Source organism: Pseudomonas sp. LBUM1656, from assembly GCF_059716065.1.
Window position 1 is genome coordinate 1328518 of the sequence record NZ_CP166800.1, and the last position, 23193, is coordinate 1351710.

The window sequence follows — 23193 nt, forward strand, 5'->3', positions numbered from 1 at the left end:
TGGCGAACAGCTCCCTGCGCAGCACCCTTCCATGATTCACCAAGGAATTTCTTCCATGTCCTGGATGCCACCCAAACATGAACTGTTGTCGCCGATTACCGCCGACGATCAATCGACGCTCGAGCATATCCAGCTCAAACCGTTGTTTTACGCCGCACAGAAAGAAGCCCTTACCCGAGCCGGCGATGATGAAGACGATCAGTTTTTCGAGCTGGCGAAACTGGCCACCGGCCTGTCAGTCAAGGAACTCGACCAGCTCAAACGCCCGGACTACGTGAGCATCGCGCAGTACGTGCATGAGATGTCGACTCGTCCGGCGTCGTATTTTCTTCAGCAGGACACCGAAGCTGACGCCGCATCGGAGGATCCAGACCACGTGCAACTGCTGCAACCGCTCAACGCAGCGGGCCGCAGCCTGACCTCTCTTGCCCTGGAAATGCCGGTACTGCGTGCCACCAAAGCGATGAAAAAACTGAAAACGGCCAAGGAACGCGCCGAGTTCATCACCGCCCATTGCACCGGGTTGATGCTTCCCGATCTTGACCTTCTGACCGTGCCCGACTGGACACAGCTTCAGGTACGCATCGACGATTTTTTAAACAAACCGGCGGACTACTTTCGGAGCGCGACATCGAAGTAATCCTCGATGTGGTGCCGCTCATTTACCCGGTAAGTGAGGCGGACATTCTGGAATGGGACGCCGGCAAGGCATTGCGCCGCTACGAGATTGCGATGAGTCGTCTTGGCGTGAAACAGGAGTAGAGCGGGATGGCAGAGAGCAAATATTCGCCGCCCGGTGCGGAGATAATACGAATGGAACTGCCGCCACTCGGCAGTGCATCAGAAAGACCGGGACTTGCCGGTATCACGGATTCTTTGTCGGGGCTTAATCTGGCGCTCACCACGGCCAGCCTCGACATCCGTCTGTTGATGGAGGCGCAGGAAAAGCTGCGCGAAACCCTGGTGTTGTTGAACGGCGCCCTGTCTTCGCAGCAGTCGCTGCTCAAGGCAAATGCGCCAGCCGGTGAGGCAAAGTCAAAGCTCAAGGCCGAGGTTGACCAGCGTGCGCCACCGGAGGAGTTAAAGCCGGCAATGGCGATGCAGACGGCCCTGGTCGATCTCAATCAAAAGGTGCAGCTGGACCCGGAAACGCTTCAGGCGCTGTCGAATGAAATCTCGAAAATAGCCGCTGAAAAACGCACCGCTCCCAGTGGTACGACGGGTGTGCAGTTGGTGCAGGCTCAATTGGCGGCGGTTAATTCGGGCCTGGTCAAAGGCGTCAAACCGGATGACCTGTCGCACGTGCTGACGGATTTCGCTCGCGACACCGGCATCATTGCGTCTGCGTACAAGATTGACGCCAAGGAGGCCGGCGAGCTGATGGCCGGTTGGCATACGTCGTTGAAACTTGATCGGGCAAAAAGTCTCGATCTGGGCGACGCGGCCAGCCGCCTTGGCGCCAGTGTCGATTTAAAGGCCTCCGCGGCAGACATCGGTTCGGTGGTGAAAAACGGCGGCGGGACGAGTCTGGCGGCGGGCATGAAGCCCGAGCATGTGGCTGCAATCGCAGCGGCCCTGCTGAGCGCTTCCGTGAGCAAGGAGGGCGCCGGGGCATCGTTGAAAACGCTGGGCACGGCGTTCGGCAAGGGCGACAAGGCTACGCCAGAGCAACGGGCCGCCTGGGCCGAGCTTGATATCGAACCGGGGGTTTTGGCCAGCAGGATGCGCACGGACGCATCGGGAGTGATCAAGGATGTGCTGGCGGCGCTGAGTAGCAAGCCTGCCGAGCAACAGGGCGCATTGATCAAGACGCTGTTTGAGGGCGATGCCGGCATCCGCGAATTGCTGAAGAGCCCCCACGACCTGAATACCGCGTTTACGGTGGCGTCCGACAAGGACAAGGGCTCAACGGCAGAGACTGCCGACGCCCGTGGCAATACCTCGCAAGCACGCTGGAGTGCGCTGGACGCAAGCCTGACCCGTCTTTATACGGCGCTCGGTAACGCGGTCGCTCCCATCACGGATCTTGCGATACTCGGCGCCGATCTTGTGGTCAGCGGCGTCAGTTCGGTGGTTGAGACACTCCCGAAAGTCATCGCCGGATTGTCCTTGCTGGGTGCCGCGCTCTCGACCCCGTTTCGCGGGGCGATCATGAACAAGCTGACGTCGATTGTTTCTTCCGCAAAAACAGAGCTGCTGAAACCGGACGCTGCCATTAAGCCGCCGGGAAGTGACGAGGTCGTGGGTCAAGACAAGAAAAAGACAGGCGACGGTACGCCGGACGACAACGGTAAACAGAAACCACAGGGTGCTGCTGACACCAAAGCCCCACGTCCTGCGATGCGCAGTCGACTGGTCACCTCCATGGCCAGAGCCAAGACCTTCACCGGTCGGCTGGGTGCTCCTATGGCGGTCGCCAGCGCAAGTTACGACGGCGTTAAAGCGCTGCTGGCGGGTGATTACAAAGCCGCTTCCGGAGCTCTCGGATCGGGCATCGGCGGTTTGGCCGGCGGTTATGCGGGCGCTGCCACCGGCGCGATGATCGGCAGTTTCATCCCGGTCCCGGTCGTGGGCACTGCCATTGGCGCTTTGGTCGGCGGCCTCATCGGTTCCTACGTCGGTAGTGAGGGTGGGGAAATGCTTGGTGAGACGCTCTACACCGAGGTTGACCGGCTTCGCTCACCGGACCAGGTCAGTAAAGACCTGACGGGCACACCCGCGGACAACCGTCAGATCAACTACTCGCCGGTCATCCAGATCACCGGGGCCGATCCCACAGACTCTGATCGATTGACAGAAAAAATCATGGCGAATCTGCGCATGCAGTTCAGCGGCGAGTTTATGCCGATGATGATTAACCCGCTCTCTGTGCGAAGTGACGCGGCCTTGACCGACGGAGGTACGTAATGCGCCAGCAAATGATCCTGGGCAGTTTCATTTTCGGCCTGTCCAGAAACTTCGCCTACAGCGCCCTGGTGCACAAGTCGAGCGGGGGCTGGACGAACATCGACATTCTCACCAGCAAACCCAAGTCCAGCCAGACCGGTCAAGGCCTGCAAACCCTGACGATCTCGGGCAAATCAATGTACGCGACCGCCATGGATCGGCTCGATGAACTGCGTGCCTTGCAGGCGCTGCGCGTCCCTTTGCCATTGGTTGACGGCATTGGTCGCAACTGGGGTTTGTGGCGGATCAACGATGTGTCGGAAACCCAAAACAACATCATTGATGACGGTACCGCGATGGTGGTCGACTGGGCGATTGAGCTGATGGAGGTCGCCAATGCGTAGGGTTCGAAGTATTGCCGGTGATTCGGTGAACCTGTTGCTCTACCGCGAGCTCGAGCGTTGTGACGACGCCGTCGAGGAAGCGCTCTGGCGGCTCAATCCGGGGCTGGCCGAATACGCTGCAGTATTGCCGGCGGGGGTGTGGGTGGTCCTGCCGGAAGTGGATGCAAAACCCGTTGCACCCACGCCGCTTTCGGCCTGGGATTAAGGAGGCAACATGTCACTGGGATTCACCCCCGCGGTGGAAATTTATGGCGCCAACGCTGCGCTGCTCAACGAACGATTGCTCTCCTGGCAGCACGTCGATGCGGCGGGAATCGAGTCCGATCAATTGACGCTGACCATCAGTCTGGACGGGATTGAAGGCTTGCCGGACCTGGGTGGAAAGATCGGCCTGCGGGTCGGTTATCGTGAGTCGGGGCTGGTGGACAAAGGCGAGTTCGTCATTACACGACGTACGCCGACGTTGTTCCCGTTGCGTCTGATGCTGGTGGCCACGGCGGCACCGTTCAGTGCGGCGGACCAGACCGGTTTCAAGCAGCGTCGATCGGTCAGCCATGGTCCGACGACATTGGGTGAGCTGTTTCGCCAGCTGACGTCCAGGCACGGGTTTTCGCCTCGTGTCGCACCCGAGCTGGCGCTGATCGGAATCGAACACATCGATCAGTCCAACGAAACGGACATGGGTTTTCTGACCCGGCTGGCCCACCGTCATGACGCCGTCGCCAAGCCGATCAACGAACTGTATGTATTGGCGCGGCGCGGTCAGGCGAAATCCTTGTCGGGCAAAGTTCTTCCGAACATAGAGCTGTCGGTGACGACCAACAATCGCCCAGGCGACAACGCCTTTATTTCTGCGGTCCTGCAGGAAACTGCCCGGGCGAAATATCAGGGCTGCAAAACCGGTTGGTGGGACGCGGCAGCCGGCAAAGTGCAGGTGGTGGAGAGCGGCATCGCACCGTTCAAGACGATGCGCCAGCGCTACCAGAGCGCAGGCGATGCCCGGGCAGCAGCAGAGGGCGAGGTCCGCCGGATGCTGCGTGAAGCTCTTAAAGTGAAGATCGAGTGCCCGGGCAATCCTGGATTGTCCGCCGAAGGCGTCGTACTGCTGGACCCCACCTGGCCGGATTTCATGCGCGGTCGCTGGTCGATCGACAAGGTCACCGCCAGCGGCAGTCGGGAGAAAAGCTATCGCTGCTCGATAGACGCAACCTGCCTGGACGCAAAGGCCTGACGCCCCTTGTTCGATTCGTGAATGCGCCAACCCAATCACTTCACGCTATTTTCCATTCTCTCTCTGGGGGGATCATGTCGGTTACTCAACACATGTTGCAAAGCATCCTGCCCAACGCCCGCCAGCAAGCGGGCGTTTTTATTGCCAGTCTCAACATCGCCATGGGGCGATTCAACATCAATACACCCAAACGCATCGCTGCATTTCTGGCACAAGTCGGGCACGAGTCAGGGCAGTTGCAGTACGTTCGAGAGTTGGGCAGCGATCAATACCTCAGCAAGTACGACACCGGCACTTTGGCCACCCGTTTGGGCAATACACCAGCGCTCGACGGCGACGGCCAAAAGTACCGCGGCCGAGGGCTGATCCAGATCACTGGTCGTGATAACTATCGTCAATGCAGCCTCGGACTGTTCGGCGATGATCGTTTGCTGTTTTTGCCCGAACTGCTGGAGAAGCCGCAATGGGCCGCCGAATCAGCCGCCTGGTTCTGGGAGCAAAACGGCCTCAACGAACTCGCCGACCGCGATCAATTCAACAGCATCACCCGCCGCATTAACGGCGGCCTGAACGGTTTGCAGGATCGTCTGCAACTGTGGGCGCGGGCGAGGGCGGTGCTATGCCAGCCCTCGGTCTGATGCCGGTTTCTTACCGGGCAATCGGCCTTGTTGTGTTCCTGGCGTTGTTGGCCGCTGTCTCGGCGGCGCTGGCCTGGCACGTTCAGGATTGGCGTTATGGCCGACAACTCGCGGAACAGGCCCGGCTGCACGCCGAGGCCCTCAATCTGCTGACGCTGGCCGCCGCAACGCAGCAACAGGCCGAACAGGACAAGCGTCTGGCGCTGGAGCAGCGTCTGTCAGCCAGTGAACAAACCCATTACCGAGCGCTTAGCGATGCCCAACGTGATCAAGGTCGCCTGCGCGATCGTCTTGCCACTGCTGATCTGCGCTTGTCAGTCCTCCTCGATACCAATGACGCTGCCTCAGGCTGTTCAATGTCAGCCACCTCCGGTGCCGGCGGCGTGGATCATGGAACGGCGCGAGCCCGACTTGACCCGGCGCATGCTCAACGAATTATCGCCATCACCGATGCCGGCGACAGCGGACTGATTGCCTTGCAGGCCTGCCAGGCCTATGTCAGAGCCATCGTTCGCTAACATTTTGATCGATCCTGTGCCTTGCAAGCGCAATCTGCTCGTGTACGGTGGTGCTCATTCCGCTCGCTCAGGAGATGACCGTGAAAGAAATCACTCAACTGGCCGCTGAACTTGGCAGGCGCTTGCAGGTTCTCAATGCCCACGTCACCGCGGCCGAGTCTTGTACCGGCGGTGGGATCTCGGAAGCGATCACTCGCATTCCCGGGAGTTCGGCGTGGTTCGAGGCCGGTTATGTGACGTATTCCAACCGGCAGAAAACCGAGCAGTTGAACGTGCCTTCCGAATTGTTCCCTTCGGTAGGCGCGGTCAGTCGCGAAGTGGTCGAGGCGATGGTCCGCGGCGCGCAGGAAAAAAGCCGGGCGCATTTTGCCGTGGCGGTCAGCGGTGTGGCCGGCCCGGATGGCGGTTCTCCGAACAAGCCGGTCGGCACGGTCTGGCTGGCCTGGGGCGTCGGTGAGCAGCTGTTCAGCGAGGTACAGCACTTCGCCGGTAACCGCGATGAGGTCCGCCGACAAACGGTTAAGGCCGCGCTAGAGGGGCTGCTGCGTCATGCCGCTGGAGAAATCTCAAATCAGGGGTAGGCGATCCTGAAACGCTGTGGAATAATACTGGCTACTTATACAGGTGTTGGCCGTCAGGCCTTATTGATTACGTGAGGACTTTAATGGACGACAACAAGAAGAAAGCCTTGGCTGCGGCCCTGGGTCAGATCGAACGTCAATTCGGCAAGGGTGCCGTAATGCGTATGGGCGATCAGGACCGTCAGGCGATCCCGGCTATCTCCACTGGCTCTCTGGGTCTGGACATTGCACTCGGCATTGGCGGTCTGCCAAAAGGCCGTATCGTTGAAATCTACGGTCCTGAATCTTCCGGTAAAACCACGCTGACGCTGTCGGTGATCGCCCAGGCTCAAAAAGCCGGCGCGACCTGCGCATTCGTCGACGCCGAACACGCCCTCGACCCTGAATACGCCGGCAAACTGGGCGTCAACGTCGACGATCTGCTGGTTTCCCAGCCGGACACCGGCGAGCAAGCCCTGGAAATCACCGACATGCTGGTGCGTTCCAACGCGGTTGACGTGATCATCGTCGACTCCGTGGCGGCTCTGGTTCCAAAGGCTGAAATCGAAGGCGAGATGGGTGACATGCACGTGGGCCTGCAAGCCCGTCTGATGTCCCAGGCGCTGCGTAAAATCACCGGTAACATCAAGAACGCCAACTGCCTGGTGATCTTCATCAACCAGATCCGTATGAAAATCGGCGTGATGTTCGGCAGCCCGGAAACCACCACCGGTGGTAACGCGCTGAAGTTCTACGCTTCGGTTCGTCTGGACATCCGTCGTACTGGCGCGGTGAAAGAAGGTGATGAAGTCGTCGGTAGCGAAACCCGCGTTAAAGTTGTGAAGAACAAGGTGGCTTCGCCGTTCCGTCAGGCCGAGTTCCAGATTCTTTACGGCAAGGGCATCTACCTCAACGGCGAGATGATCGACCTGGGCGTGCTGCACGGTTTCGTTGAGAAGTCCGGCGCGTGGTATGCCTATGAAGGCACCAAGATCGGTCAGGGCAAGGCTAACTCGGCCAAGTTCCTGGCAGACAATCCGGAAATCGCCGCCAAGCTCGAGAAGCAACTGCGTGACAAGTTGCTGACCCCGGCGCCGGACGTCAAAGCATCGCCAGTCAAAGAGACGGCTGATGACCTGGCTGATGCTGATATCTGATTGATCCGATGACCGCCGTACTCGATACACTCGTCGCGGTGCGGCGAACCGCCATGGACCTGCTCGCACGACGCGAGCACGGTCGAGTCGAGCTGACGCGTAAACTGCGTCAGCGCGGCGCTCTCCCTGAAATGATCGACACAGCACTCGACCGCTTGACGGAAGAGGGCCTGCTGTCCGAGTCCCGTTACCTAGAAAGCTTCGTTTCCTACCGTGCTCGTTCCGGCTACGGTCCGTTGCGTATTCGCGAAGAGCTGAGCCAGCGCGGCCTGCAACGTAACGACATCGAACTCGCCTTGCGCGAGAGCGGTATCAACTGGCAGGAACAACTGGAAGAGACCTGGCGACGCAAATTTGCCGGGCATCTGCCGATAGACGTCCGGGAACGCGCCAAGCAAGGGCGTTTCCTGAGTTATCGGGGATACTCCATGGAAATGATCGGCCGCTTGTTCAGCGGTCGGGGAATGGATGATTAATAAAAACGGCCCGCTATTTCGATAGCGGGCCGTTTTTTTTGCCTCGATTTTGCCTCACGTCACCTTGGACGGCTCTCGCGTGCGCTGTTGCGCCTGGGGTTTGGAATGGGCCCAGTTTTCCGGCAGGTTGATGTAGTCCACCAGCTCCCGCAGGCGGCCGTGATCCCTGGCGTTGAAGTTGAACGCCAAGCGCGCCAGATGACTGAACTGCGCGTCATCGTGCTCCTCGCCGCTATAGGCATGCTGATGAAAGTGATCGCTCAGGCACAAATCAGCGAACGCTTCCTGCATGTGTTCCAGCGCCTGGTCGCTGAGCTTGTGGTTCATGCGGATCACAAACTGATGCTTGAGCCAGCGACTGGAGTGGAAGTTGCCGTAGAACTGATTGATCTGCTCCACTGCTTCTTCGGCGCTGTAGACCAGGCTCACAAGCTTCATGTCGGTTGGCAGGATGTAGCGGTTTTCCTCCAGTTGATGGTGAATGAAGTCCAGCGCGCCTTGCCAGAACTTGCCACCCGGCGCGTCCAGCAGCACGACAGGCACCAGCGGACTTTTACCGGTCTGAATCAACGTCAGCACTTCGAGCGCTTCATCCAGGGTGCCGAAACCACCTGGACACAAGACCAGCGCATCGGCCTCTTTGACGAAGAACAGCTTGCGGGTAAAGAAGAAGTGGAAGGGCAGCAGGTTGGCGGTGCCTTGAACGGTGGGGTTGGCATGTTGCTCGAAGGGCAGGGTGATATTGAACCCCAGACTGTGTTCCAGGCCGGCACCCTCATGGGCCGCCGCCATGATGCCGCCACCGGCACCGGTAATGACCATAAGGTCCGAGCGCGCCAGCGCGGCGCCGAGTTCCCGGGCCAAGCCATATAACGGGTGTTCGATCGGTGTGCGCGCCGAGCCAAAAACGGTGACCTTGCGTCGCCCTCTGAACTGTTCGAGCGCGCGGAACGCATGCTCCAGTTCGCGCAGGGCTTGAAGGGTGATCTTGGCATTCCAGCGGTTGTGATCTTCCTGGGCCATGCGCAGCACGGTCAGGATCATGTCGCGGTAAATCGGGATGTTGGGGCTGTTGGGTGAAACCAGGTTGAGTTGCTCTTCGACCTTGCTGATGAGGTCGTGGCCGCTTTCTTCGAAATGACGGCTCAGGAGGTCATTCGGTTGGTAAGGCATTCAACTTCTCCTTCTGCACAGAACCCTTGGCACCGACAAAACAGTCGTCAGCGCCGCGACACCTCATGTGTCGCTGTCTGCCCAAGCCCATGCCTGGGCGCTCCACCCGACTCGGTTCGAGTCGTCCATACAGGCTCTGTTTTTCCCTTGGATGAAAGAAACGTTCGCACAACAAGACACGCGACGGGCAGCCCCTTTCCTGCCCTGAAAAGTGATCGTGAACACTCTGAATCTAGACCCTTGCAGAGATTCTCGCTGACTTGATCATTGCGCCGCAAAGTCTTTCCTGGCAACCGCTTATTGACTATTTGCAAGGTGAATTCACCATTCGTCCGAACGCCAACCACGGGTCCAACGCTCTGATTTACTAAGTTACAGGCGTGACACGACAACTTTGCGTCAAAGGCAGGGCGCACGGTTCATGCGGTTCAAGGATTTTTCGCTCAAACAGGGCGAGGTGCAGGGAGGCTGTAAACGATGGCCAGAGTCATTCTGGAAATCGATACGCATCTGTATCGATTACTGAAGTCATCCGCCGAGACCCATCATTTGAGTCTTGAAGAAGAGTGTTGCCGGCGTTTGGAAGGCGCTGAGCGGCGTTCGCGTTATTTGCAGGCGTTGGTGGCAGAACTGCGCGCCGAGGATGAACAGCGGCGCGCCAATTCCCGATAATTACTTCTTCTTGGACGGTGCTGCTTTCGGGCAATCCGATTCCTGATAGCTGGCGGAACCGACCGAGCGGTTGGTCTTCACTTCAGTGAAGTCGTAACGCATCACCGCGCCCTTGGCCATCAGTTTGCGGAACGATGGGTTGTTGCACACAGAGGCGCCCAGCTGGAAATACACGGCTTTGGGGTCAGCACGCATCTTGTTGGCGTGGCTGCTTTGTACGCTCAGGTGGTTGATCAGCGTGTTGCCTTCGACGGTGTAGCCCTGATCAAGAATGTCTTCGTTGATCGCCCGTGGAGTGCCTGCACTGCTTTGTGCGGCGACGTTTCGCAGTTCTCGGTTGAGATTCTGCTCACTCAAGGACGCAGCCTGAGCGCTGAAAGACGACGCCAGCAAAATGGCAGCGGTGGGAACGATAAGGCGCAGCATGAAACTCTCCTGGTTCAGTGACTGGTGGTTCGACCCGTCACATGACTGTGCGTTCAGTGGCGGCGAATTATAGGGGACGAGGCCTGGACGGTACAGGCTTGCGCCGGCCGCTCTGATAAACTGCCGCCACTTTCTGATTTTTCGAGTATTTTTCGTGTCGACTTTCTTTCCCCTCCGGTGTTGCCTGCGATGAGCCCCGTAACTCCACATTTCGCTGCAAACGCCGTCGCCCGCTTGCGCGACCAGCGAGAGGAGGAGGGCATCAAGCCGATTCAGGCCCGGGGCTGGAGGGCACCGCGTTGCCGCGCCTGCCGCGTGATCGAGAGTCACTGCCTGTGCAACTGGCGCCCGCAGGTCGAGGCCCGCTCGGGCGTGTGCCTGATAATGACCAATAAAGAAGTGTTCAAACCGAGCAATACCGGCTGGCTGATCGCCGACGTGGTGCGCGACAACCATGCCTTTATCTGGTCCCGCACGGAAACGGATCCGCAGTTGCTGGCGCTGTTGGCCGACCCGCAATGGCAGCCGTATCTGGTCTTTCCGGGTGAGTACGTCGAGCCTGAGCGAGTGAAGAACACCGTCGAAGCCGATAGCACCAAGCGGCCGCTGTTCATCCTGCTCGACGCCACCTGGACCGAGGCCCGGAAGATTTTCCGTAAAAGCCCGTACTTTGATCGGCTGCCGATCCTGAGCCTGCTGCCCGAGAAACTGTCCCGTTACCGGTTGCGCAGGTCGACCCGCAGCGAGCATTTGTGCACCGCCGAAGTGGCGGCTTTGTGCCTGGATCTTGCGGGCGATACGGAGGCGGCATCGGCGCTGGACGCTTATTTTGACGTGTTCAGCCAGCATTACCTGGACGCGAAACATCAGCTGGACATGAACGTTGCAACGCCGGCCCACACCGAACTGATGCCTTTCGTGCAGAACGCGGCCCCGGTCATCGGCTGATTGTCGCCCATACTGCAAAGAACTGTACCGGCCATGCACCTTGACCACCCCGGTTCCGCTGGGCATGCTTGGCGCCGATTGGGGCGCGGCCAAAGTTTGATACGCCGTATTCTTTGCGTGATAGCCACGTAATTGGCGTTGAACGTGCCCTGTTGGTGCAGCTCCGTGGCTGTGCCTTGAGTTGTTAGAAAAACAGGATCATTAGAAAAATGGCCACATACGAAATCCTGATTGCCGATGACCACCCTCTTTTTCGAAGCGCCCTGCACCAAGCGTTGACCCTGGGCCTAGGGCCGGATGTCCGTCTGGTGGAAGTGGCAAGCATTGCCGAACTGGAAACCCGACTGGACGAAAAGTCTGACTGGGATCTGGTGCTGCTGGACCTCAACATGCCGGGGGCCTACGGTTTTTCCGGCCTGGTGCTGCTGCGCGGTCAGTACCCGCAGATACCGGTGGTCATGGTGTCGGCCCAGGAAGAAGCCTCGATCATGGTGAAGTCCCGTGAATTCGGCGCCAGTGGTTTCATTCCCAAATCCAGTGACCTGAGTGTCATCCAGAAAGCCGTGCGTGCGGTGCTTGATGGTGATGTGTTCTGGCCGCCGCAGGCGTTTGAAGCCGTGAGCGTTTCCGCTGAAGCCAAGGCCGCCAGTGAAGGCCTTGCCAGCCTCACGCCGCAGCAGTTTCGGGTGCTGACCATGGTCTGTGAGGGCTTGCTGAACAAGCAAATTGCCTACGAGTTGAGCGTCTCCGAAGCGACCATCAAGGCGCATGTCACGGCGATATTCCGTAAGCTGAATGTGCGGACTCGCACCCAGGCTGCGTTGCTTCTGCAACAACTTGAGTCAATTTCGAGCCACTAAGAGTTGGCCTGTTCACGCTTTTTTGACTTTGGTTGATCTAGCTTTCCCACTCCTTTTTGGTCAGTTGCCTACTCTATGTCTCCATTCAAAGGCCAAACCGGCCTCAAACGCATCCTCAACGCTTCCGGCTATTCGCTGGACGGCCTGCGCGCAGCCTTCACCGGCGAAGCGGCTTTTCGGCAACTGGTGTTGCTCAACGTCATCCTGATCCCGCTATCGTTCTTTCTGAACGTCAGCCGTGTCGAGCAGGCATTGCTGATCGCGGTCTGCCTGTTGGCGTTGATCGTCGAGTTGCTGAATTCGGCCGTGGAAGCGGCCATCGACCGCATTTCCCTTGAATTGCACCCGCTGTCCAAGAACGCCAAGGACATGGGCAGCGCCGCTCAGTTCGTGGCGTTGAGCATGATCGCGCTGGTGTGGGCGGTGATTCTGCTTTAAGCGATGGTGGGCAGCACGATCTCGTCGCTGCGCTGAACCCCGGCGGTGAAGGCGCGGCACAGGTCGAGGAATTCGCGCATCGCCGACGTCTGATATTTCTGTTTGTGCCAGATGAAATAGAACTGCCGCGCCAGGTCCAGATCCGGTGTTTCCACCGGCACCAGGCTGCCGCGGCGGAAGGCATCGCGCAGCGCCAGTCGCGAAATGCAGCCAATCCCCAGGCCTGATTCCACCGCGCGCTTGATCGCTTCGGTGTGTTCCAGTTCCAGACGGATATTCAATGCGCTGCGATGGTGACGCATGGCCTGGTCAAAGGTCAGTCGCGTGCCAGAGCCTTGTTCCCGCAGAATCCAGGCCTCGTGGGTCAGTTCTTCCATGGTCGCGCTGCCACGCTTGGCCAGCGGATGCTGCGGCGCGCAGAACACCACCAGCTCATCCTCGACCCAGCTCTGCACTTCGATGTCTGGATGGCTGCAGTCGCCTTCGATTAGACCCAGATCAATTTCATAGTGCGCGACTTGCTGCACGATGTTGGCAGTGTTCTGCACGTGCAGCTTCACCTGGCTTTCGGGATGGCGCTGCATGAAGCTGCCGATCAGCAAGGTGGCCAGGTAATTGCCGATGGTCAGGGTCGCGCCGACCGCCAGGGAGCCGAAACCGGACTTGCCGTTGAGCAAGTCTTCGATTTCCTTGGCCTGGTCGAGCAGGGCCACCGCTTGCGGCAATAACTGTTTGCCGAGGGCGTTGAGGCTCAGCCGTTTGCCGGCGCGGTCGAACAGCTGGCAGCTGGACTGGCGCTCTAGCTCGGTGATCGAGGTACTCGCCGCCGATTGCGAGAGGTTGAGCGTCAGGGCAGCACGGGATACGCTTTCCTGCTGGGCGACGGCGACGAATACTTGAAGTTGACGGAGAGTAAATCGCATATCTATATAACCGATAACCCTTATCTTAATAATCCATTTAACAGATATTGTCGCTGCCATTAGAATGCGATGCAATTGCGCACATCAGCGGCGCAGGCAAAATCTCCCAGGAGTCCCACGTACATGAGCAACATGAACCACGAGCGTGTCCTCAGTGTTCATCACTGGAACGACACTCTGTTCAGCTTCAAGTGCACCCGCGATCCGGGTCTGCGCTTCGAGAACGGTCAGTTCGTGATGATCGGCCTGCAACAGCCCAACGGCCGGCCGCTCATGCGCGCGTACTCGATTGCCAGCCCGAACTGGGAAGAGCATCTCGAGTTCTTCAGTATCAAGGTGCCTGATGGCCCGCTGACTTCCCAACTTCAGCATCTGAAGGAAGGCGACGAGATCATCATCAGCAAAAAGCCTACCGGCACGCTGGTGCTGGATGACTTGAAGCCTGGCAAACATTTGTACCTGCTCAGCACCGGTACCGGCCTGGCGCCGTTCATGAGCGTCATCCAGGACCCGGAAACCTACGAGCGTTTCGAAAAAGTGATCCTGTGCCACGGCGTACGTTACGTCAACGAAGTCGCTTACCGCGAGTTCATCACCGAGCACCTGCCGCAGAACGAGTTCTTCGGCGAGGCCCTGCGTGACAAGTTGATCTACTACCCGACCGTGACCCGCGAGCCATTCGAGAACGAAGGTCGCCTGACCGACCTGATGCGTAGCGGCAAGCTGTTCAGCGACATCGGTCTGCCTCCGATCAACCCGCAGGACGACCGCGCCATGCTGTGTGGCAGCCCGAGCATGCTCGACGAGACCAGCGAAGTGTTGAACAGCTTCGGCCTGAAAGTGTCGCCGCGGATGCGCGAGCCGGGTGATTACCTGATCGAGCGCGCGTTCGTCGAGAAGTAAGAAACTCGGTCATTGTGGGAGTGGGCTTGCTCGCGAATGCGGTTTCACATTCAACGATACTGTTGACTGAAAGTCCGCTTTCGCGAGCAAGCCTGCTCCCACATTAGTTTTGCGCTGATTTTGGAAAGCCCGCGTTGCCTGAGAAGGCAGCGCGGGCTTTTTTGTTTCTGGGGTTCAGGTTTTTGCGGGAATGACTTCAAGGACGCGGATTACCCCGGCCTCGGGGTAATGCCAGCGCACATCCAGGTCCCAGAACTGCGCGCCATATTCCCGCTCTGGCGCAGGAACCTGGTACGCCGGGCGTGGATCTTGTGCCAGACATTGCTCGATCAACGCCACCAACGGCTCGTCAAGGCGCTGAGCATGACCATGAGCCTGTTGCAGCGCTGAGTCCGTCCACTGCACGGGAATCAGCTGCGGCGCAGCGCTGGCGATGCTATTGGAGGCCGTGTCGATGATGTCCGCGTAAGGCACGTAGGGTTTGATGTCGAGAATCGGCGTCCCGTCGAGCAGGTCGATTCCCGAGATCCACAGGCGATTGGCTTCAACCTTGTCCAGCTTCACCACGGATTGGCCGATGCCATTGGGCCGATGCGTGGCACGGGTGGCGAACACGCCCATGGATTTGTTGCCGCCCAGGCGGGGAGGGCGGACCTTCAGGCGTGGCTTTTCTTCCAGGGCCTGATGGAACAGGAACAGCAGCCAGACGTGGCTCACTTGTTCCAGCCCTTGCACCGCATCGCCCTGATCGAACGGCGCCACCAGTTCCAGCACACCGCGAGCGGCCGGGGCCAGTTGCGGCTGGCGCGGGATGGCGAACTTCTCCTTGAAGCAGGAGCGCACAAAGCCGATGGGGGAAACGCTGTAGGTCATGATTTGGGTCGAGGCGGGAATTTGGGCGGGCATGATAACCCGATCAACCCTGGAATCGGTGGTGACCGGTAGGGTCCCTTCGCGAGCAAGCCCGCTCCCACAGGGTTCTCGAGCGAACACACAATGTGTGTTCAGCACAAAACCTGTGGAAGCGGGCTTGCTCGCGAAGGACGCACCGCCAATCTAGAGGCTGAACCCACCATCCAAAGGAATAATATTCCCAGTCATGTAAGCGCCGGCCGTACTCGCCAGACTGATCGCCAGCGCCGCCATCTCTTCCTCCCGGCCCCAGCGTTTCATTGGAATCAACGCCGTGTCGTCGGCCAGAGCCTGCTCATCATTGCCGATGTGCTGCGTCATCTTGCTCGGAAAACGCCCCGGCGCGATGACGTTGACGTTGATGTGCTGGCTCACCAGCTCCCGCGCGAGAATCCGCGACAGTTGATGCAGGGCGGCCTTGCTCGGCCCGTAGGCATAGGCCTGTTCGCCAAAGGAAGAAATCCCCGCCACCGAACCAATGTTGATGATCCGCGCCGGATTGGCTTCCGAGCCGGCCTTGCGCAGCAGTGGCAAAAACTGCTGGATGCAGTTGAACACCGAGGTCACGTTGAGCTGCATGACCTTTTCCCAGCCCTTGACCGGGTAGCTTTCCAGCGGTGCGCCCCACGTGGTGCCGGCGTTATTCACCAAAATATCCAGATGAGGAATCTGTTCGCCCAGCCGCGTGGCGAGTTGCAACACGCCTTCTTCATTGGCCAGGTTGGCCGCCACGCCGCGGCACGTCCCGAAGGCGCTCAGCTCATCAGCCGTTTGCTGGCACGCTTCGGCATCCCGCGCGCAGACGTACACGGTGGCGCCGGCCTCGACATAAGCCTTGGCGATCATTTTGCCGATACCACGGGTGCCGCCGGTCACCAGAGCGGTGCGGCCTTGCAGGGAAAAGTACGGGTGCATGGCGAATCCTGAGAGCTGAGGGTCAATACACCCTAGTCGTCAGCCGCCGGAAGCGGAGCCACTATTTTTGCGAGGAATGAACATCTATACAGAATGGCCTGCGACCGCTCTTGTAGGAGCCGGCTTGCTGGCGATGGCGTTCTCAAGATCGCCTTCGCCAGCAAGCCGGCTCCTACAGGGCGCGCGGCGGGCTTACTGCGGGCGAACGCGCAGGGTCAGGCCCTTGAGGAAGTTGCGCAGCAACTGATCGCCGCACGTACGGTAGTTAGTGTGGCCGAACTTGCGGAACAGCGCGCTCAGCTCAGGCTTGGACACCGGGAACTCGGACGCCTTGAGGATCGCGTGCATGTCGTCTTCTTTCAGTTCGAAGGCCACGCGCAGCTTCTTCAGGATGATGTTGTTGGTCACCGGCACTTCGATCGGCTGCGGCGGACGGCTTTCGTCCTTGCCGCGCTTGAAGATCACCAGGCCGTCGAGGAAATGCGCCATGACTTCGTCCGGGCAGCGTACGAAGCCTTCCTCGTCTTCCTCTTTCTTGTCGAGGTAGGTCAGCAGGTCTTCCAGGGACACGTCCATGCCACCGATCTTGATGATCTCGATGACTTTCTTGTCGCTGATGTCGAGCATGTAGCGCACGCTGCGCAGTACGTCGTTATGAATCATGGTGTGCAATCCTGATATTCAGCAGTGGGCGCCGCATCAACAGCGGCGCCGAAATGTGTGGCGGCGTGAAAAGTCTTAGAACTTCTCTTTGCCGGACAGGTAACGCCATTGCCCCAACGGCACTTTGCCGATGGACACGCCGCCGATGCGGATGCGGCGGATGGCGACGACCTTCAGGCCAACGGCCTGGCAAAACAGGGCGATCACGCCCGGTTGCGGGTTCTTCATCGCAAAACGCAGGCGGTTTTCGTTCTGCCAGCTGGCCTTGACCGGCGGCAGTTCCTTACCTTTGTAGGTCAGGCCGTGGTTCAGGCGGTTGAGGCCGTGAGCCACCATGTCGCCTTCTACCTCGACGACATACTCTTGCTCGATCTTGGCGGAGTCAGCGGTCAATTTGCGCAAGATCTTCCAGTCCTGGGTGAACACCAGCAGACCGCTGGCGTTGGCCTGCAAGTCGGTGCTGGCGGTCAGGCGCAGGAAGTGGCCCTTGAGCGGACGTTTGCTGAAGCGATGTTCTTCGCTCAGGGTCTCGGCGCTGATGGTCGCCATCGCCGTTTCCGCGTCCATACCAACGGGCACGTTCAACAGGATGGTCACCGGCTCCGGTGCAGTGGCCTTGGCCTCTGGGTCGAGTTTGACTTTCTGGGTGTCGACCTTGAATTGCGGCTCGTCGATGACTTCGCCGTCCACGGTGACCCAGCCGCCCTCGATGAACAGCTCAGCCTCCCGACGGGAACAGCCGACGAGTTCGATGAGGCGTTTGGAGAGACGAATCGGGTCAGTCATGACAGGGCCGTAACAAAAAAGGGGTGGGCATTGTACCTGCGTGGCGCCGGTTAATCCCGGCTCCATTTCAATGCGGTTGCATTTCCTGTGGGAGCTGGCCTGTCGGGCCGCCGCATCGCAGCGATTGCATCACCTCGGTGTATCTGACCAACCGTAGCGTCTGCATCGCTGGCAGGCCAGCTCCCACAGAGTTCTATGTTGTGTCAGCCATTGCGTGTCTTTTGTTGCGCCTGGCGCAAGCGCATGTGCAGCAACGGATACGGCTGCCCCATGCCATCGACTTCCGAACGGCCAATCACCTCGAAGCCCTGCTTGAAATAGAACCCCAGCGCTTGCGGGTTCTGCTCGTTGACGTCCAGTTCATCAGCGTTCAAGTGTTCCATGGCGTAACGCAGCAATTGCTTACCCAAACCCTGGCCACGGTGGGCCGGGTCGATGAAGAGCATTTCGATCTTGCCCGCCGCCACCCCGGCAAACCCGGTGATGCGCTGGCGCGAGTCCCTGGTGCAGATCAGCATCACCGCGTCGAGGTAGCGGGTCAGCACCAGGTTCTTCAGCAATTCAATGTAGCTGTCCGGCAGAAAGTCGTGGGTGGCGCGCACCGAGGCTTCCCAGACTTGCGTGAGTTCTTCGTAATCGCTGTGTTTCGGCGTGTGGATAACCGAATGTTGGCGCATAGCCAGATGCCCCTTTTCCTGTGAGTGTCGAGAATCCTTTCCTCACAAAACGATAGACGTAAAAAAGCCCCGCATCTCGTCAAGAGAGCAGGGCTTTTCGTATTTTTTGCGTTTAGATCTGTTCAGCCCACAGGTCGTATTCGTCGGCGTCGGTCACTTTGCACCAGACCTTGTCGCCCGGCTTCAGGTTGCTGCCGTTGTCGATGAACACGTTGCCGTCGATTTCCGGGGCATCGAAGAAGCAGCGGCCAACGGCGCCTTGCTCGTCGACTTCATCGACCAGCACTTCGATTTCACGGCCAACACGCATTTGCAGACGCGCCGAGCTGATGGCCTGCTGGTGCGCCATGAAGCGGTCCCAACGGTCTTGCTTGACGTCGTCCGGAACGACTTCCAGGTCCATATCGTTGGCCGGAGCGCCATCAACCGGCGAGTACTGGAAGCAGCCGACGCGGTCGAGCTGGGCTTCGGTCAGCCAGTTCAACAGGTACTGGAAGTCTTCTTCGGTTTCGCCCGGGAAGCCGACGATGAAGGTCGAGCGGATGATCAGATCCGGGCAGATTTCACGCCAGTTCTTGATCCGCGCCAGGGTCTTGTCTTCGAAGGCCGGGCGTTTCATCGACTTCAGGACTTTCGGGCTGGCGTGCTGGAACGGGATGTCCAGGTACGGCAGGATTTTCCCGGCGGCCATCAGCGGGATCAGCTCGTCGACGTGCGGATACGGGTAAACGTAATGCAGACGCACCCAGACGCCGAGGGTGCTCAGGGCTTCGCAGAGTTCGGTCATGCGGGTTTTCACCGGCGCGCCGTTCCAGAAACCGGTGCGGTATTTCACGTCGACGCCATAGGCGCTGGTGTCTTGCGAGATCACCAACAGCTCTTTGACGCCGGCCTTGACCAGGCGCTGGGCTTCGTCGAGCACGTCACCGACCGGACGGCTGACCAGTTTGCCGCGCATCGACGGGATGATGCAGAAGCTGCAGCTGTGGTTGCAGCCTTCGGAAATCTTCAGGTACGCGTAGTGGCGTGGGGTCAGCTTGATGCCTTGCGGCGGCACCAGGTCGATCAGCGGGTTGTGATCCTGACGCGGCGGCACGGCGTCATGCACGGCGTTGACCACTTGCTCGTATTGCTGAGGACCGGTCACGGCCAGCACGCTCGGGTGAATTTTGCGAATGTTGCCTTCTTCGACGCCCATGCAGCCGGTCACGATGACCTTGCCGTTTTCCTTGATGGCTTCGCCGATCACTTCCAAGGATTCAGCCTTGGCCGAGTCGATGAAACCGCAGGTGTTGACCACCACGACGTCGGCGTCCTGGTAGGTGGACACAACGTCATAACCTTCCATGCGCAGCTGGGTAAGGATGCGCTCGGAGTCGACCAGTGCTTTGGGGCAACCCAGGGATACGAAGCCAACCTTTGGATTGGCCGGCGCAGGAGTGGTGGACATGTCTAACCTCGGTATTTGTGACGCCTCCAGCCGAAGACGGCAAGGCGACAAGCGGGCACTTACGTCCTGTTTCGTGAATACGCTGTTTTTTGACGAGTGACTGTTGTTGCCAGACAAGGCGCCGCGCCGAGCCATAGCTTGCTATGGCGAGAAGCGGCAACGCAGTATGGCGACAACAGGCGCCGTCAAAAATCAGCAGTATTCGCGAGACAGGACGTTTTGTGCCTCTGATCAAAAAGTGCGCAATTCTAGCGATGAGAGGCGCACTTGACCAGCTTTATGCAGGGAAATACGACGAGTGCTGCGCTATGCTTCGCGCCGTTACGCTTTACCTATTCTTTACAGTCAATGAAACGTCTGTAACGTCATGTAAAACAGCGCATGCTGCGTGGCAAAGCATAGTGCTTCTTTCAAAGAAGTCCGGTCTGGGTAGTAGGAGTGGTGGATGGGTCAGGCAAGTAGTCAGGCGGCGGGTGCCGAGCATTCGGCGGCGAAGCCGATCGGCATGCTGGTCGCAGCGGTCGGGGTGGTTTATGGCGATATCGGCACGAGCCCGCTGTACACCCTCAAAGAGGTGTTTTCCGGGAGCTACGGCGTACCGGTCAACCATGACGGCGTTCTGGGCATCCTGGCGCTGATTTTCTGGTCGCTGATCTGGGTCGTCTCGATCAAATACATGATGTTCGTGTTGCGCGCCGACAACCAGGGCGAGGGCGGGATCATGGCCTTGACCGCACTGGCCAGGCGGGCGGCGGCGGGGCATCGCAAATTGCGAGGGTTGCTGGTGGTCTGCGGGCTGATCGGCGCAGCGCTGTTCTACGGCGACAGCATGATCACCCCGGCGATTTCCGTGCTTTCAGCGATTGAAGGCCTGGGGCTGGCGTTCGATGGCATCGACCATTGGGTAGTGCCGTTGTCGCTGGTCGTGCTGGTGGCGCTGTTCCTGATCCAGAGCCACGGTACCGCGCGCATCGGCATCCTGTTCGGGCCAATCATGGTCACCTGGTTTCTGGTCTTGGGCGCGCTGGGTGTCTACGGCATCCTGCAACACCCGGAAGTGTTGCAAGCGATGAACCCGGTCTGGGGCGTGCGCTTCTTCATCGTTCACCCGGGCATGGGCGTGGCGATTCTCGGCGCGGTGGTGCTGGCACTGACCGGTGCCGAAGCGCTGTACGCCGACATGGGCCACTTCGGTCGCAAGCCGATTGCCCGTGCGTGGTTCATTCTCGTGCTGCCGGCGCTGGTGCTGAACTACTTCGGTCAGGGCGCCTTGCTGCTCGGAGATCCGGAAGCCGCTCGCAACCCGTTCTATCTGTTGGCGCCGAGCTGGGCGTTGATCCCGTTGGTCGGTTTGTCGACCCTGGCCACGGTGATTGCCTCGCAAGCAGTGATTTCCGGCGCGTTCTCCCTGACCCGTCAGGCGATCCAGCTCGGTTACATCCCGCGCATGCACATCCAGCACACCTCCAGCGCTGAACAGGGCCAAATCTACATCGGCGCGGTGAACTGGGCGCTGATGGTCGGCGTGATTCTGCTGGTGATCGGCTTCGAATCCTCCGGCGCCCTGGCCTCGGCTTACGGGGTGGCGGTGACCGGGACCATGTTGATGACCACCATCCTGGTCTCGGCGGTGATATTGCTGCTGTGGAAATGGCCTCCGATCCTCGCGGTGCCGCTGTTGCTCGGTTTCCTGTTGGTGGACGGTCTGTACTTCGCGGCCAACGTGCCGAAAATCATTCAGGGTGGTGCGTTCCCGGTGATCGCCGGTATCGTGCTGTTTGTGCTGATGACCACCTGGAAACGCGGCAAGCAACTGCTGGTGGAGCGCATGGACGAGGGCGGGCTGCCGCTGCCGATTTTCATCAGCAGTATCGCCGTGCAACCGCCACATCGGGTCCAGGGCACCGCAGTGTTCCTCACCGCACGTCCAGACGCCGTGCCCCACGCGTTGTTGCACAACCTGCTGCACAACCAGGTATTGCACGAGCAAGTGGTGCTGCTGACCGTGGTGTACGAAGACATCCCGCGCGTACCGCCGACACGGCGCTTCGAGGTTGAATCCCACGGTGAAGGGTTCTTCCGCGTGATCCTGCACTTCGGCTTCGTCGATGAGCCGGACGTGCCGCAGGCGCTGAAGCTGTGTCATCTCGATGACCTCGACTTCAGCCCGATGCGCACCACCTACTTCCTCAGCCGCGAGACGGTGATCGCCTCCAAACTAGAAGGCATGGCCCGCTGGCGCGAGGCGCTGTTCGCCTTCATGTTGAAGAATGCCAATGGCAATTTGCGCTTCTTCAATTTGCCGCTGAATAGGGTGATTGAACTGGGTACTCAGGTCGAGATGTAAGCCCTTATCGAAAAGCCCCCGTTGCCTTTGCGGCAGCGGGGGCTTTTTTGTGCCTGAGATTCAGAGGCTGGCGATGAACCCCTGTAGGAGCGAGCCTGCTCGCGATTGTGGTCTGTCAGTCGACAACAATGGTGGATATCAGTCCGCCATCGCGAGCAGGCTCACTCCTACAGGGGATTTGCGGTGTTATCTGTTTCCGGGCAGCTCTTCTTCGGATTCAGTCTTTGTCCGGGCCGGTCGCGGCGTCAGGACCTTCACCACATCATCAATCACAGCCTTACCCATCGCCGTCAGATAGTGAGCGGCCCAGGCGTGGCGGTCGGTGTCTCTTGCGTAGGCGGCATCCTCGGAAAAGGATTTGGCGAGGAACAGCAGATCGGAGGCTTGTGACAATGCTTGAACGATGGGGACACCGGCTCGGACGTTGAACAACGCCTGGTCCGGGCAGTAGATGAGGGGGGTGAAGCCTATGGTTTTTAAATCTGAAATCGCGGAAGCATCAATTTTAGTCATGTCTATTCCCTAAGCTTGAGGAGCTGCCACGTTCGTTTCCAAGCGAATGGGTGGCAGCTGTGCGCAGGTTGGAAAACCGGGAGCTTAGGAAACCGGCACGTCCGGAGACGTCCCACGCACAGCCACCATGACACAAGATTGCAGCCGTAAAGGTCCGCAGTCATGTTGGGCACGTTGTTGCAATTCGCTCGTCGGGTTTCCAAGCCCGATCGCTGAATGGTCAGCGACGTCCGGAGAGTATCCCGTCGAAGAAAAACGCAACAAGGCGGCAAAGTGCCCAAACGCGAGATTCGGAGTTTGCCTACAAGGTCTGCGGGCGTCATCCGATATTGCGACACCTTAAGTAAGCGATACGTTGAACAGCGTGCTCAAAAATTTGCACGATTGTGAAGAGAGGTGAATGTGACGGCATCATTTGAGCGTGCTGACCAAGCAATATCGATGACTGCATTGGTCAGGGGCTTCAGTGCGAGACTCAACGAGATCTCCAGTCGTGCCAATGAGCGTCTGGTCATTTTCAAAGCTAATCGGCCAGTAGCAGTCATGATCAATGTCGATGCCTATCAGGAAATGCTCGACGAGCTTAAGGATCTTCGCGTTGAAGCAGCGGCTACGGGGCGATTGACCGGTTTTGATCAATCCAGGGTAGTCAGTCACGACGATATGCGTGCACGGTACGCCAGGAAAGACTAGGCGGCAGTCTCGAGGGCGGTAGAC

Annotated in this window: 27 protein-coding genes; 17 read left to right on the forward strand and 10 right to left on the reverse strand. The window is 59.1% G+C overall.

Going from position 1 to position 23193, the window contains the following annotated elements; genetic code table 11:
• The first annotated feature begins 55 nt into the window (after window positions 1–55).
• From ACA072_RS05820 to recX, 10 genes are all read left to right on the forward strand, one after another.
• Window positions 56–640: a phage tail assembly protein gene (locus ACA072_RS05820; RefSeq protein WP_497623576.1), complete on the forward strand. Its 585-nt coding sequence runs from the start codon at window positions 56–58 to the stop codon at window positions 638–640.
• Window positions 641–768: 128 nt separating this feature from the next.
• Window positions 769–2907 carry a phage tail tape measure protein gene (locus ACA072_RS05825; RefSeq protein ID WP_497623577.1) on the forward strand — a complete coding sequence of 713 codons (2139 nt, stop codon included), beginning with the start codon at window positions 769–771 and terminating at the stop codon, window positions 2905–2907.
• Window positions 2907–3290 (forward strand): phage tail protein, encoded by a 384-nt coding sequence (locus ACA072_RS05830; protein ID WP_497623578.1) that lies wholly within the window; start codon window positions 2907–2909, stop codon window positions 3288–3290. The genes ACA072_RS05825 and ACA072_RS05830 overlap by 1 nt, the downstream gene beginning before the upstream one ends.
• Window positions 3283–3495 carry a tail protein X gene (locus ACA072_RS05835; protein WP_497623579.1) on the forward strand — a complete coding sequence of 71 codons (213 nt, stop codon included), beginning with the start codon at window positions 3283–3285 and terminating at the stop codon, window positions 3493–3495. The genes ACA072_RS05830 and ACA072_RS05835 overlap by 8 nt, the downstream gene beginning before the upstream one ends.
• Before the next feature lie 9 nt (window positions 3496–3504).
• Window positions 3505–4521, forward strand: coding sequence for a phage late control D family protein (locus tag ACA072_RS05840; RefSeq protein ID WP_497623580.1), 1017 nt, complete (start codon window positions 3505–3507; stop codon window positions 4519–4521).
• 74 nt (window positions 4522–4595) lie between these two features.
• Window positions 4596–5159 carry a glycoside hydrolase family 19 protein gene (locus ACA072_RS05845; protein WP_497623581.1) on the forward strand — a complete coding sequence of 188 codons (564 nt, stop codon included), beginning with the start codon at window positions 4596–4598 and terminating at the stop codon, window positions 5157–5159.
• A complete protein-coding gene (locus tag ACA072_RS05850; protein WP_497623582.1) occupies window positions 5141–5677 on the forward strand; it encodes a lysis system spanin subunit in 537 nt (178 codons plus the stop codon). Before ACA072_RS05845 ends, ACA072_RS05850 begins: the two co-directional genes overlap by 19 nt.
• Window positions 5678–5757: 80 nt before the next feature.
• A complete protein-coding gene (locus ACA072_RS05855) occupies window positions 5758–6258 on the forward strand; it encodes a CinA family protein (RefSeq protein WP_497623583.1) in 501 nt (166 codons plus the stop codon).
• Between the two features lie 83 nt (window positions 6259–6341).
• A complete protein-coding gene (gene recA, locus ACA072_RS05860) occupies window positions 6342–7394 on the forward strand; it encodes a recombinase RecA (RefSeq protein ID WP_007907270.1) in 1053 nt (350 codons plus the stop codon).
• 8 nt (window positions 7395–7402) lie between these two features.
• On the forward strand, window positions 7403–7870 hold the full coding sequence (recX, locus tag ACA072_RS05865; protein WP_219096805.1) for a recombination regulator RecX: 468 nt from the start codon (window positions 7403–7405) through the stop codon (window positions 7868–7870).
• Window positions 7871–7924: 54 nt separating this feature from the next.
• On the opposite strand, the gene ACA072_RS05870 is transcribed toward recX, so the two are convergent.
• Entirely contained in the window at window positions 7925–9043 is a 1119-nt protein-coding gene (locus ACA072_RS05870) for an LOG family protein (RefSeq protein WP_497623584.1), read from the reverse strand.
• A gap of 477 nt (window positions 9044–9520) precedes the next feature.
• Between ACA072_RS05870 and ACA072_RS05875 the strand changes: the two genes are divergently transcribed.
• Window positions 9521–9715: a hypothetical protein gene (locus ACA072_RS05875; RefSeq protein WP_403106894.1), complete on the forward strand. Its 195-nt coding sequence runs from the start codon at window positions 9521–9523 to the stop codon at window positions 9713–9715.
• On the opposite strand, the gene ACA072_RS05880 is transcribed toward ACA072_RS05875, so the two are convergent.
• Window positions 9716–10141: a PA3611 family quorum-sensing-regulated virulence factor gene (locus ACA072_RS05880; protein ID WP_497623585.1), complete on the reverse strand. Its 426-nt coding sequence runs from the start codon at window positions 10139–10141 to the stop codon at window positions 9716–9718.
• A gap of 189 nt (window positions 10142–10330) precedes the next feature.
• On the opposite strand from ACA072_RS05880, the gene ACA072_RS05885 reads away from it, so the two are divergent.
• The 3 genes from ACA072_RS05885 (at window position 10331) to ACA072_RS05895 (ending at window position 12387) form a co-directional block, all read left to right on the forward strand.
• A complete protein-coding gene (locus ACA072_RS05885; RefSeq protein ID WP_497623586.1) occupies window positions 10331–11089 on the forward strand; it encodes a tRNA-uridine aminocarboxypropyltransferase in 759 nt (252 codons plus the stop codon).
• A gap of 209 nt (window positions 11090–11298) precedes the next feature.
• Window positions 11299–11949, forward strand: a complete 651-nt coding sequence (erdR, locus tag ACA072_RS05890) for a response regulator transcription factor ErdR (RefSeq protein WP_010462704.1) — start codon at window positions 11299–11301, stop codon at window positions 11947–11949.
• Between the two features lie 75 nt (window positions 11950–12024).
• Entirely contained in the window at window positions 12025–12387 is a 363-nt protein-coding gene (locus ACA072_RS05895) for a diacylglycerol kinase (RefSeq protein WP_008010143.1), read from the forward strand.
• Here the strand turns inward: ACA072_RS05895 and ACA072_RS05900 are convergent.
• Complete coding sequence (locus tag ACA072_RS05900; RefSeq protein WP_461957480.1) at window positions 12384–13310, reverse strand: LysR family transcriptional regulator; 927 nt, start codon at window positions 13308–13310, stop codon at window positions 12384–12386. The two genes, ACA072_RS05895 and ACA072_RS05900, sit on opposite strands and share 4 nt — an antisense overlap.
• Window positions 13311–13433: 123 nt before the next feature.
• On the opposite strand from ACA072_RS05900, the gene fpr reads away from it, so the two are divergent.
• Window positions 13434–14213, forward strand: a complete 780-nt coding sequence (fpr, locus tag ACA072_RS05905) for a ferredoxin-NADP reductase (protein ID WP_003443014.1) — start codon at window positions 13434–13436, stop codon at window positions 14211–14213.
• A 174-nt stretch (window positions 14214–14387) separates the two neighbouring features.
• Here fpr and tsaA read toward each other — a convergent pair whose 3' ends face one another.
• From tsaA to rimO, 6 genes are all read right to left on the reverse strand, one after another.
• On the reverse strand, window positions 14388–15086 hold the full coding sequence (gene tsaA, locus ACA072_RS05910; RefSeq protein ID WP_497624948.1) for a tRNA (N6-threonylcarbamoyladenosine(37)-N6)-methyltransferase TrmO: 699 nt from the start codon (window positions 15084–15086) through the stop codon (window positions 14388–14390).
• Window positions 15087–15269: 183 nt separating this feature from the next.
• The gene (locus ACA072_RS05915) at window positions 15270–16040 is read right to left on the reverse strand and encodes an SDR family oxidoreductase (RefSeq protein WP_497623587.1); all 771 of its coding nucleotides are present in this window, start codon (window positions 16038–16040) and stop codon (window positions 15270–15272) included.
• A 192-nt stretch (window positions 16041–16232) separates the two neighbouring features.
• Window positions 16233–16703: a YehS family protein gene (locus ACA072_RS05920; RefSeq protein WP_497333885.1), complete on the reverse strand. Its 471-nt coding sequence runs from the start codon at window positions 16701–16703 to the stop codon at window positions 16233–16235.
• 75 nt (window positions 16704–16778) lie between these two features.
• A complete protein-coding gene (locus tag ACA072_RS05925; protein WP_497623588.1) occupies window positions 16779–17489 on the reverse strand; it encodes an rRNA pseudouridine synthase in 711 nt (236 codons plus the stop codon).
• A gap of 203 nt (window positions 17490–17692) precedes the next feature.
• Entirely contained in the window at window positions 17693–18166 is a 474-nt protein-coding gene (locus ACA072_RS05930) for an acetyltransferase (RefSeq protein WP_497623589.1), read from the reverse strand.
• Window positions 18167–18278: 112 nt separating this feature from the next.
• Window positions 18279–19616 carry a 30S ribosomal protein S12 methylthiotransferase RimO gene (gene rimO / locus ACA072_RS05935; protein ID WP_131059214.1) on the reverse strand — a complete coding sequence of 446 codons (1338 nt, stop codon included), beginning with the start codon at window positions 19614–19616 and terminating at the stop codon, window positions 18279–18281.
• Window positions 19617–20061: 445 nt separating this feature from the next.
• Here rimO and ACA072_RS05940 point away from each other — a divergent pair, with 445 nt between their 5' ends.
• Complete coding sequence (locus ACA072_RS05940) at window positions 20062–21963, forward strand: potassium transporter Kup (protein ID WP_497623590.1); 1902 nt, start codon at window positions 20062–20064, stop codon at window positions 21961–21963.
• A 186-nt stretch (window positions 21964–22149) separates the two neighbouring features.
• Here ACA072_RS05940 and ACA072_RS05945 read toward each other — a convergent pair whose 3' ends face one another.
• Window positions 22150–22476: a DUF3077 domain-containing protein gene (locus tag ACA072_RS05945; RefSeq protein ID WP_497623591.1), complete on the reverse strand. Its 327-nt coding sequence runs from the start codon at window positions 22474–22476 to the stop codon at window positions 22150–22152.
• Between the two features lie 402 nt (window positions 22477–22878).
• On the opposite strand from ACA072_RS05945, the gene ACA072_RS05950 reads away from it, so the two are divergent.
• A complete protein-coding gene (locus ACA072_RS05950; protein WP_497623592.1) occupies window positions 22879–23169 on the forward strand; it encodes a type II toxin-antitoxin system Phd/YefM family antitoxin in 291 nt (96 codons plus the stop codon).
• Window positions 23170–23193 lie beyond the last annotated feature (24 nt).

What these genes read in the sequence shown, in the direction of transcription:
- ACA072_RS05850 (WP_497623582.1), top strand. Translation starts at nt 5,141, where the DNA reads ATGCCAGCCCTCGGTCTGATGCCGGTTTCTTACCGGGCAATCGGCCTT.
- ACA072_RS05840 (WP_497623580.1), top strand. Translation starts at nt 3,505, where the DNA reads ATGTCACTGGGATTCACCCCCGCGGTGGAAATTTATGGCGCCAACGCT.
- ACA072_RS05940 (WP_497623590.1), top strand. Translation starts at nt 20,062, where the DNA reads ATGGGTCAGGCAAGTAGTCAGGCGGCGGGTGCCGAGCATTCGGCGGCG.
- fpr (WP_003443014.1), top strand. Translation starts at nt 13,434, where the DNA reads ATGAGCAACATGAACCACGAGCGTGTCCTCAGTGTTCATCACTGGAAC.
- ACA072_RS05830 (WP_497623578.1), top strand. Translation starts at nt 2,907, where the DNA reads ATGCGCCAGCAAATGATCCTGGGCAGTTTCATTTTCGGCCTGTCCAGA.
- ACA072_RS05925 (WP_497623588.1), bottom strand. Translation starts at nt 17,489, where the DNA reads ATGACTGACCCGATTCGTCTCTCCAAACGCCTCATCGAACTCGTCGGC.
- ACA072_RS05820 (WP_497623576.1), top strand. Translation starts at nt 56, where the DNA reads ATGTCCTGGATGCCACCCAAACATGAACTGTTGTCGCCGATTACCGCC.
- ACA072_RS05845 (WP_497623581.1), top strand. Translation starts at nt 4,596, where the DNA reads ATGTCGGTTACTCAACACATGTTGCAAAGCATCCTGCCCAACGCCCGC.
- recX (WP_219096805.1), top strand. Translation starts at nt 7,403, where the DNA reads ATGACCGCCGTACTCGATACACTCGTCGCGGTGCGGCGAACCGCCATG.
- ACA072_RS05835 (WP_497623579.1), top strand. Translation starts at nt 3,283, where the DNA reads ATGCGTAGGGTTCGAAGTATTGCCGGTGATTCGGTGAACCTGTTGCTC.
- ACA072_RS05945 (WP_497623591.1), bottom strand. Translation starts at nt 22,476, where the DNA reads ATGACTAAAATTGATGCTTCCGCGATTTCAGATTTAAAAACCATAGGC.
- ACA072_RS05930 (WP_497623589.1), bottom strand. Translation starts at nt 18,166, where the DNA reads ATGCGCCAACATTCGGTTATCCACACGCCGAAACACAGCGATTACGAA.
- erdR (WP_010462704.1), top strand. Translation starts at nt 11,299, where the DNA reads ATGGCCACATACGAAATCCTGATTGCCGATGACCACCCTCTTTTTCGA.
- ACA072_RS05825 (WP_497623577.1), top strand. Translation starts at nt 769, where the DNA reads ATGGCAGAGAGCAAATATTCGCCGCCCGGTGCGGAGATAATACGAATG.
- ACA072_RS05875 (WP_403106894.1), top strand. Translation starts at nt 9,521, where the DNA reads ATGGCCAGAGTCATTCTGGAAATCGATACGCATCTGTATCGATTACTG.
- ACA072_RS05870 (WP_497623584.1), bottom strand. Translation starts at nt 9,043, where the DNA reads ATGCCTTACCAACCGAATGACCTCCTGAGCCGTCATTTCGAAGAAAGC.
- recA (WP_007907270.1), top strand. Translation starts at nt 6,342, where the DNA reads ATGGACGACAACAAGAAGAAAGCCTTGGCTGCGGCCCTGGGTCAGATC.
- tsaA (WP_497624948.1), bottom strand. Translation starts at nt 15,086, where the DNA reads ATGACCTACAGCGTTTCCCCCATCGGCTTTGTGCGCTCCTGCTTCAAG.
- ACA072_RS05915 (WP_497623587.1), bottom strand. Translation starts at nt 16,040, where the DNA reads ATGCACCCGTACTTTTCCCTGCAAGGCCGCACCGCTCTGGTGACCGGC.
- ACA072_RS05920 (WP_497333885.1), bottom strand. Translation starts at nt 16,703, where the DNA reads ATGATTCATAACGACGTACTGCGCAGCGTGCGCTACATGCTCGACATC.
- rimO (WP_131059214.1), bottom strand. Translation starts at nt 19,616, where the DNA reads ATGTCCACCACTCCTGCGCCGGCCAATCCAAAGGTTGGCTTCGTATCC.
- ACA072_RS05895 (WP_008010143.1), top strand. Translation starts at nt 12,025, where the DNA reads ATGTCTCCATTCAAAGGCCAAACCGGCCTCAAACGCATCCTCAACGCT.
- ACA072_RS05885 (WP_497623586.1), top strand. Translation starts at nt 10,331, where the DNA reads ATGAGCCCCGTAACTCCACATTTCGCTGCAAACGCCGTCGCCCGCTTG.
- ACA072_RS05880 (WP_497623585.1), bottom strand. Translation starts at nt 10,141, where the DNA reads ATGCTGCGCCTTATCGTTCCCACCGCTGCCATTTTGCTGGCGTCGTCT.
- ACA072_RS05900 (WP_461957480.1), bottom strand. Translation starts at nt 13,310, where the DNA reads ATGCGATTTACTCTCCGTCAACTTCAAGTATTCGTCGCCGTCGCCCAG.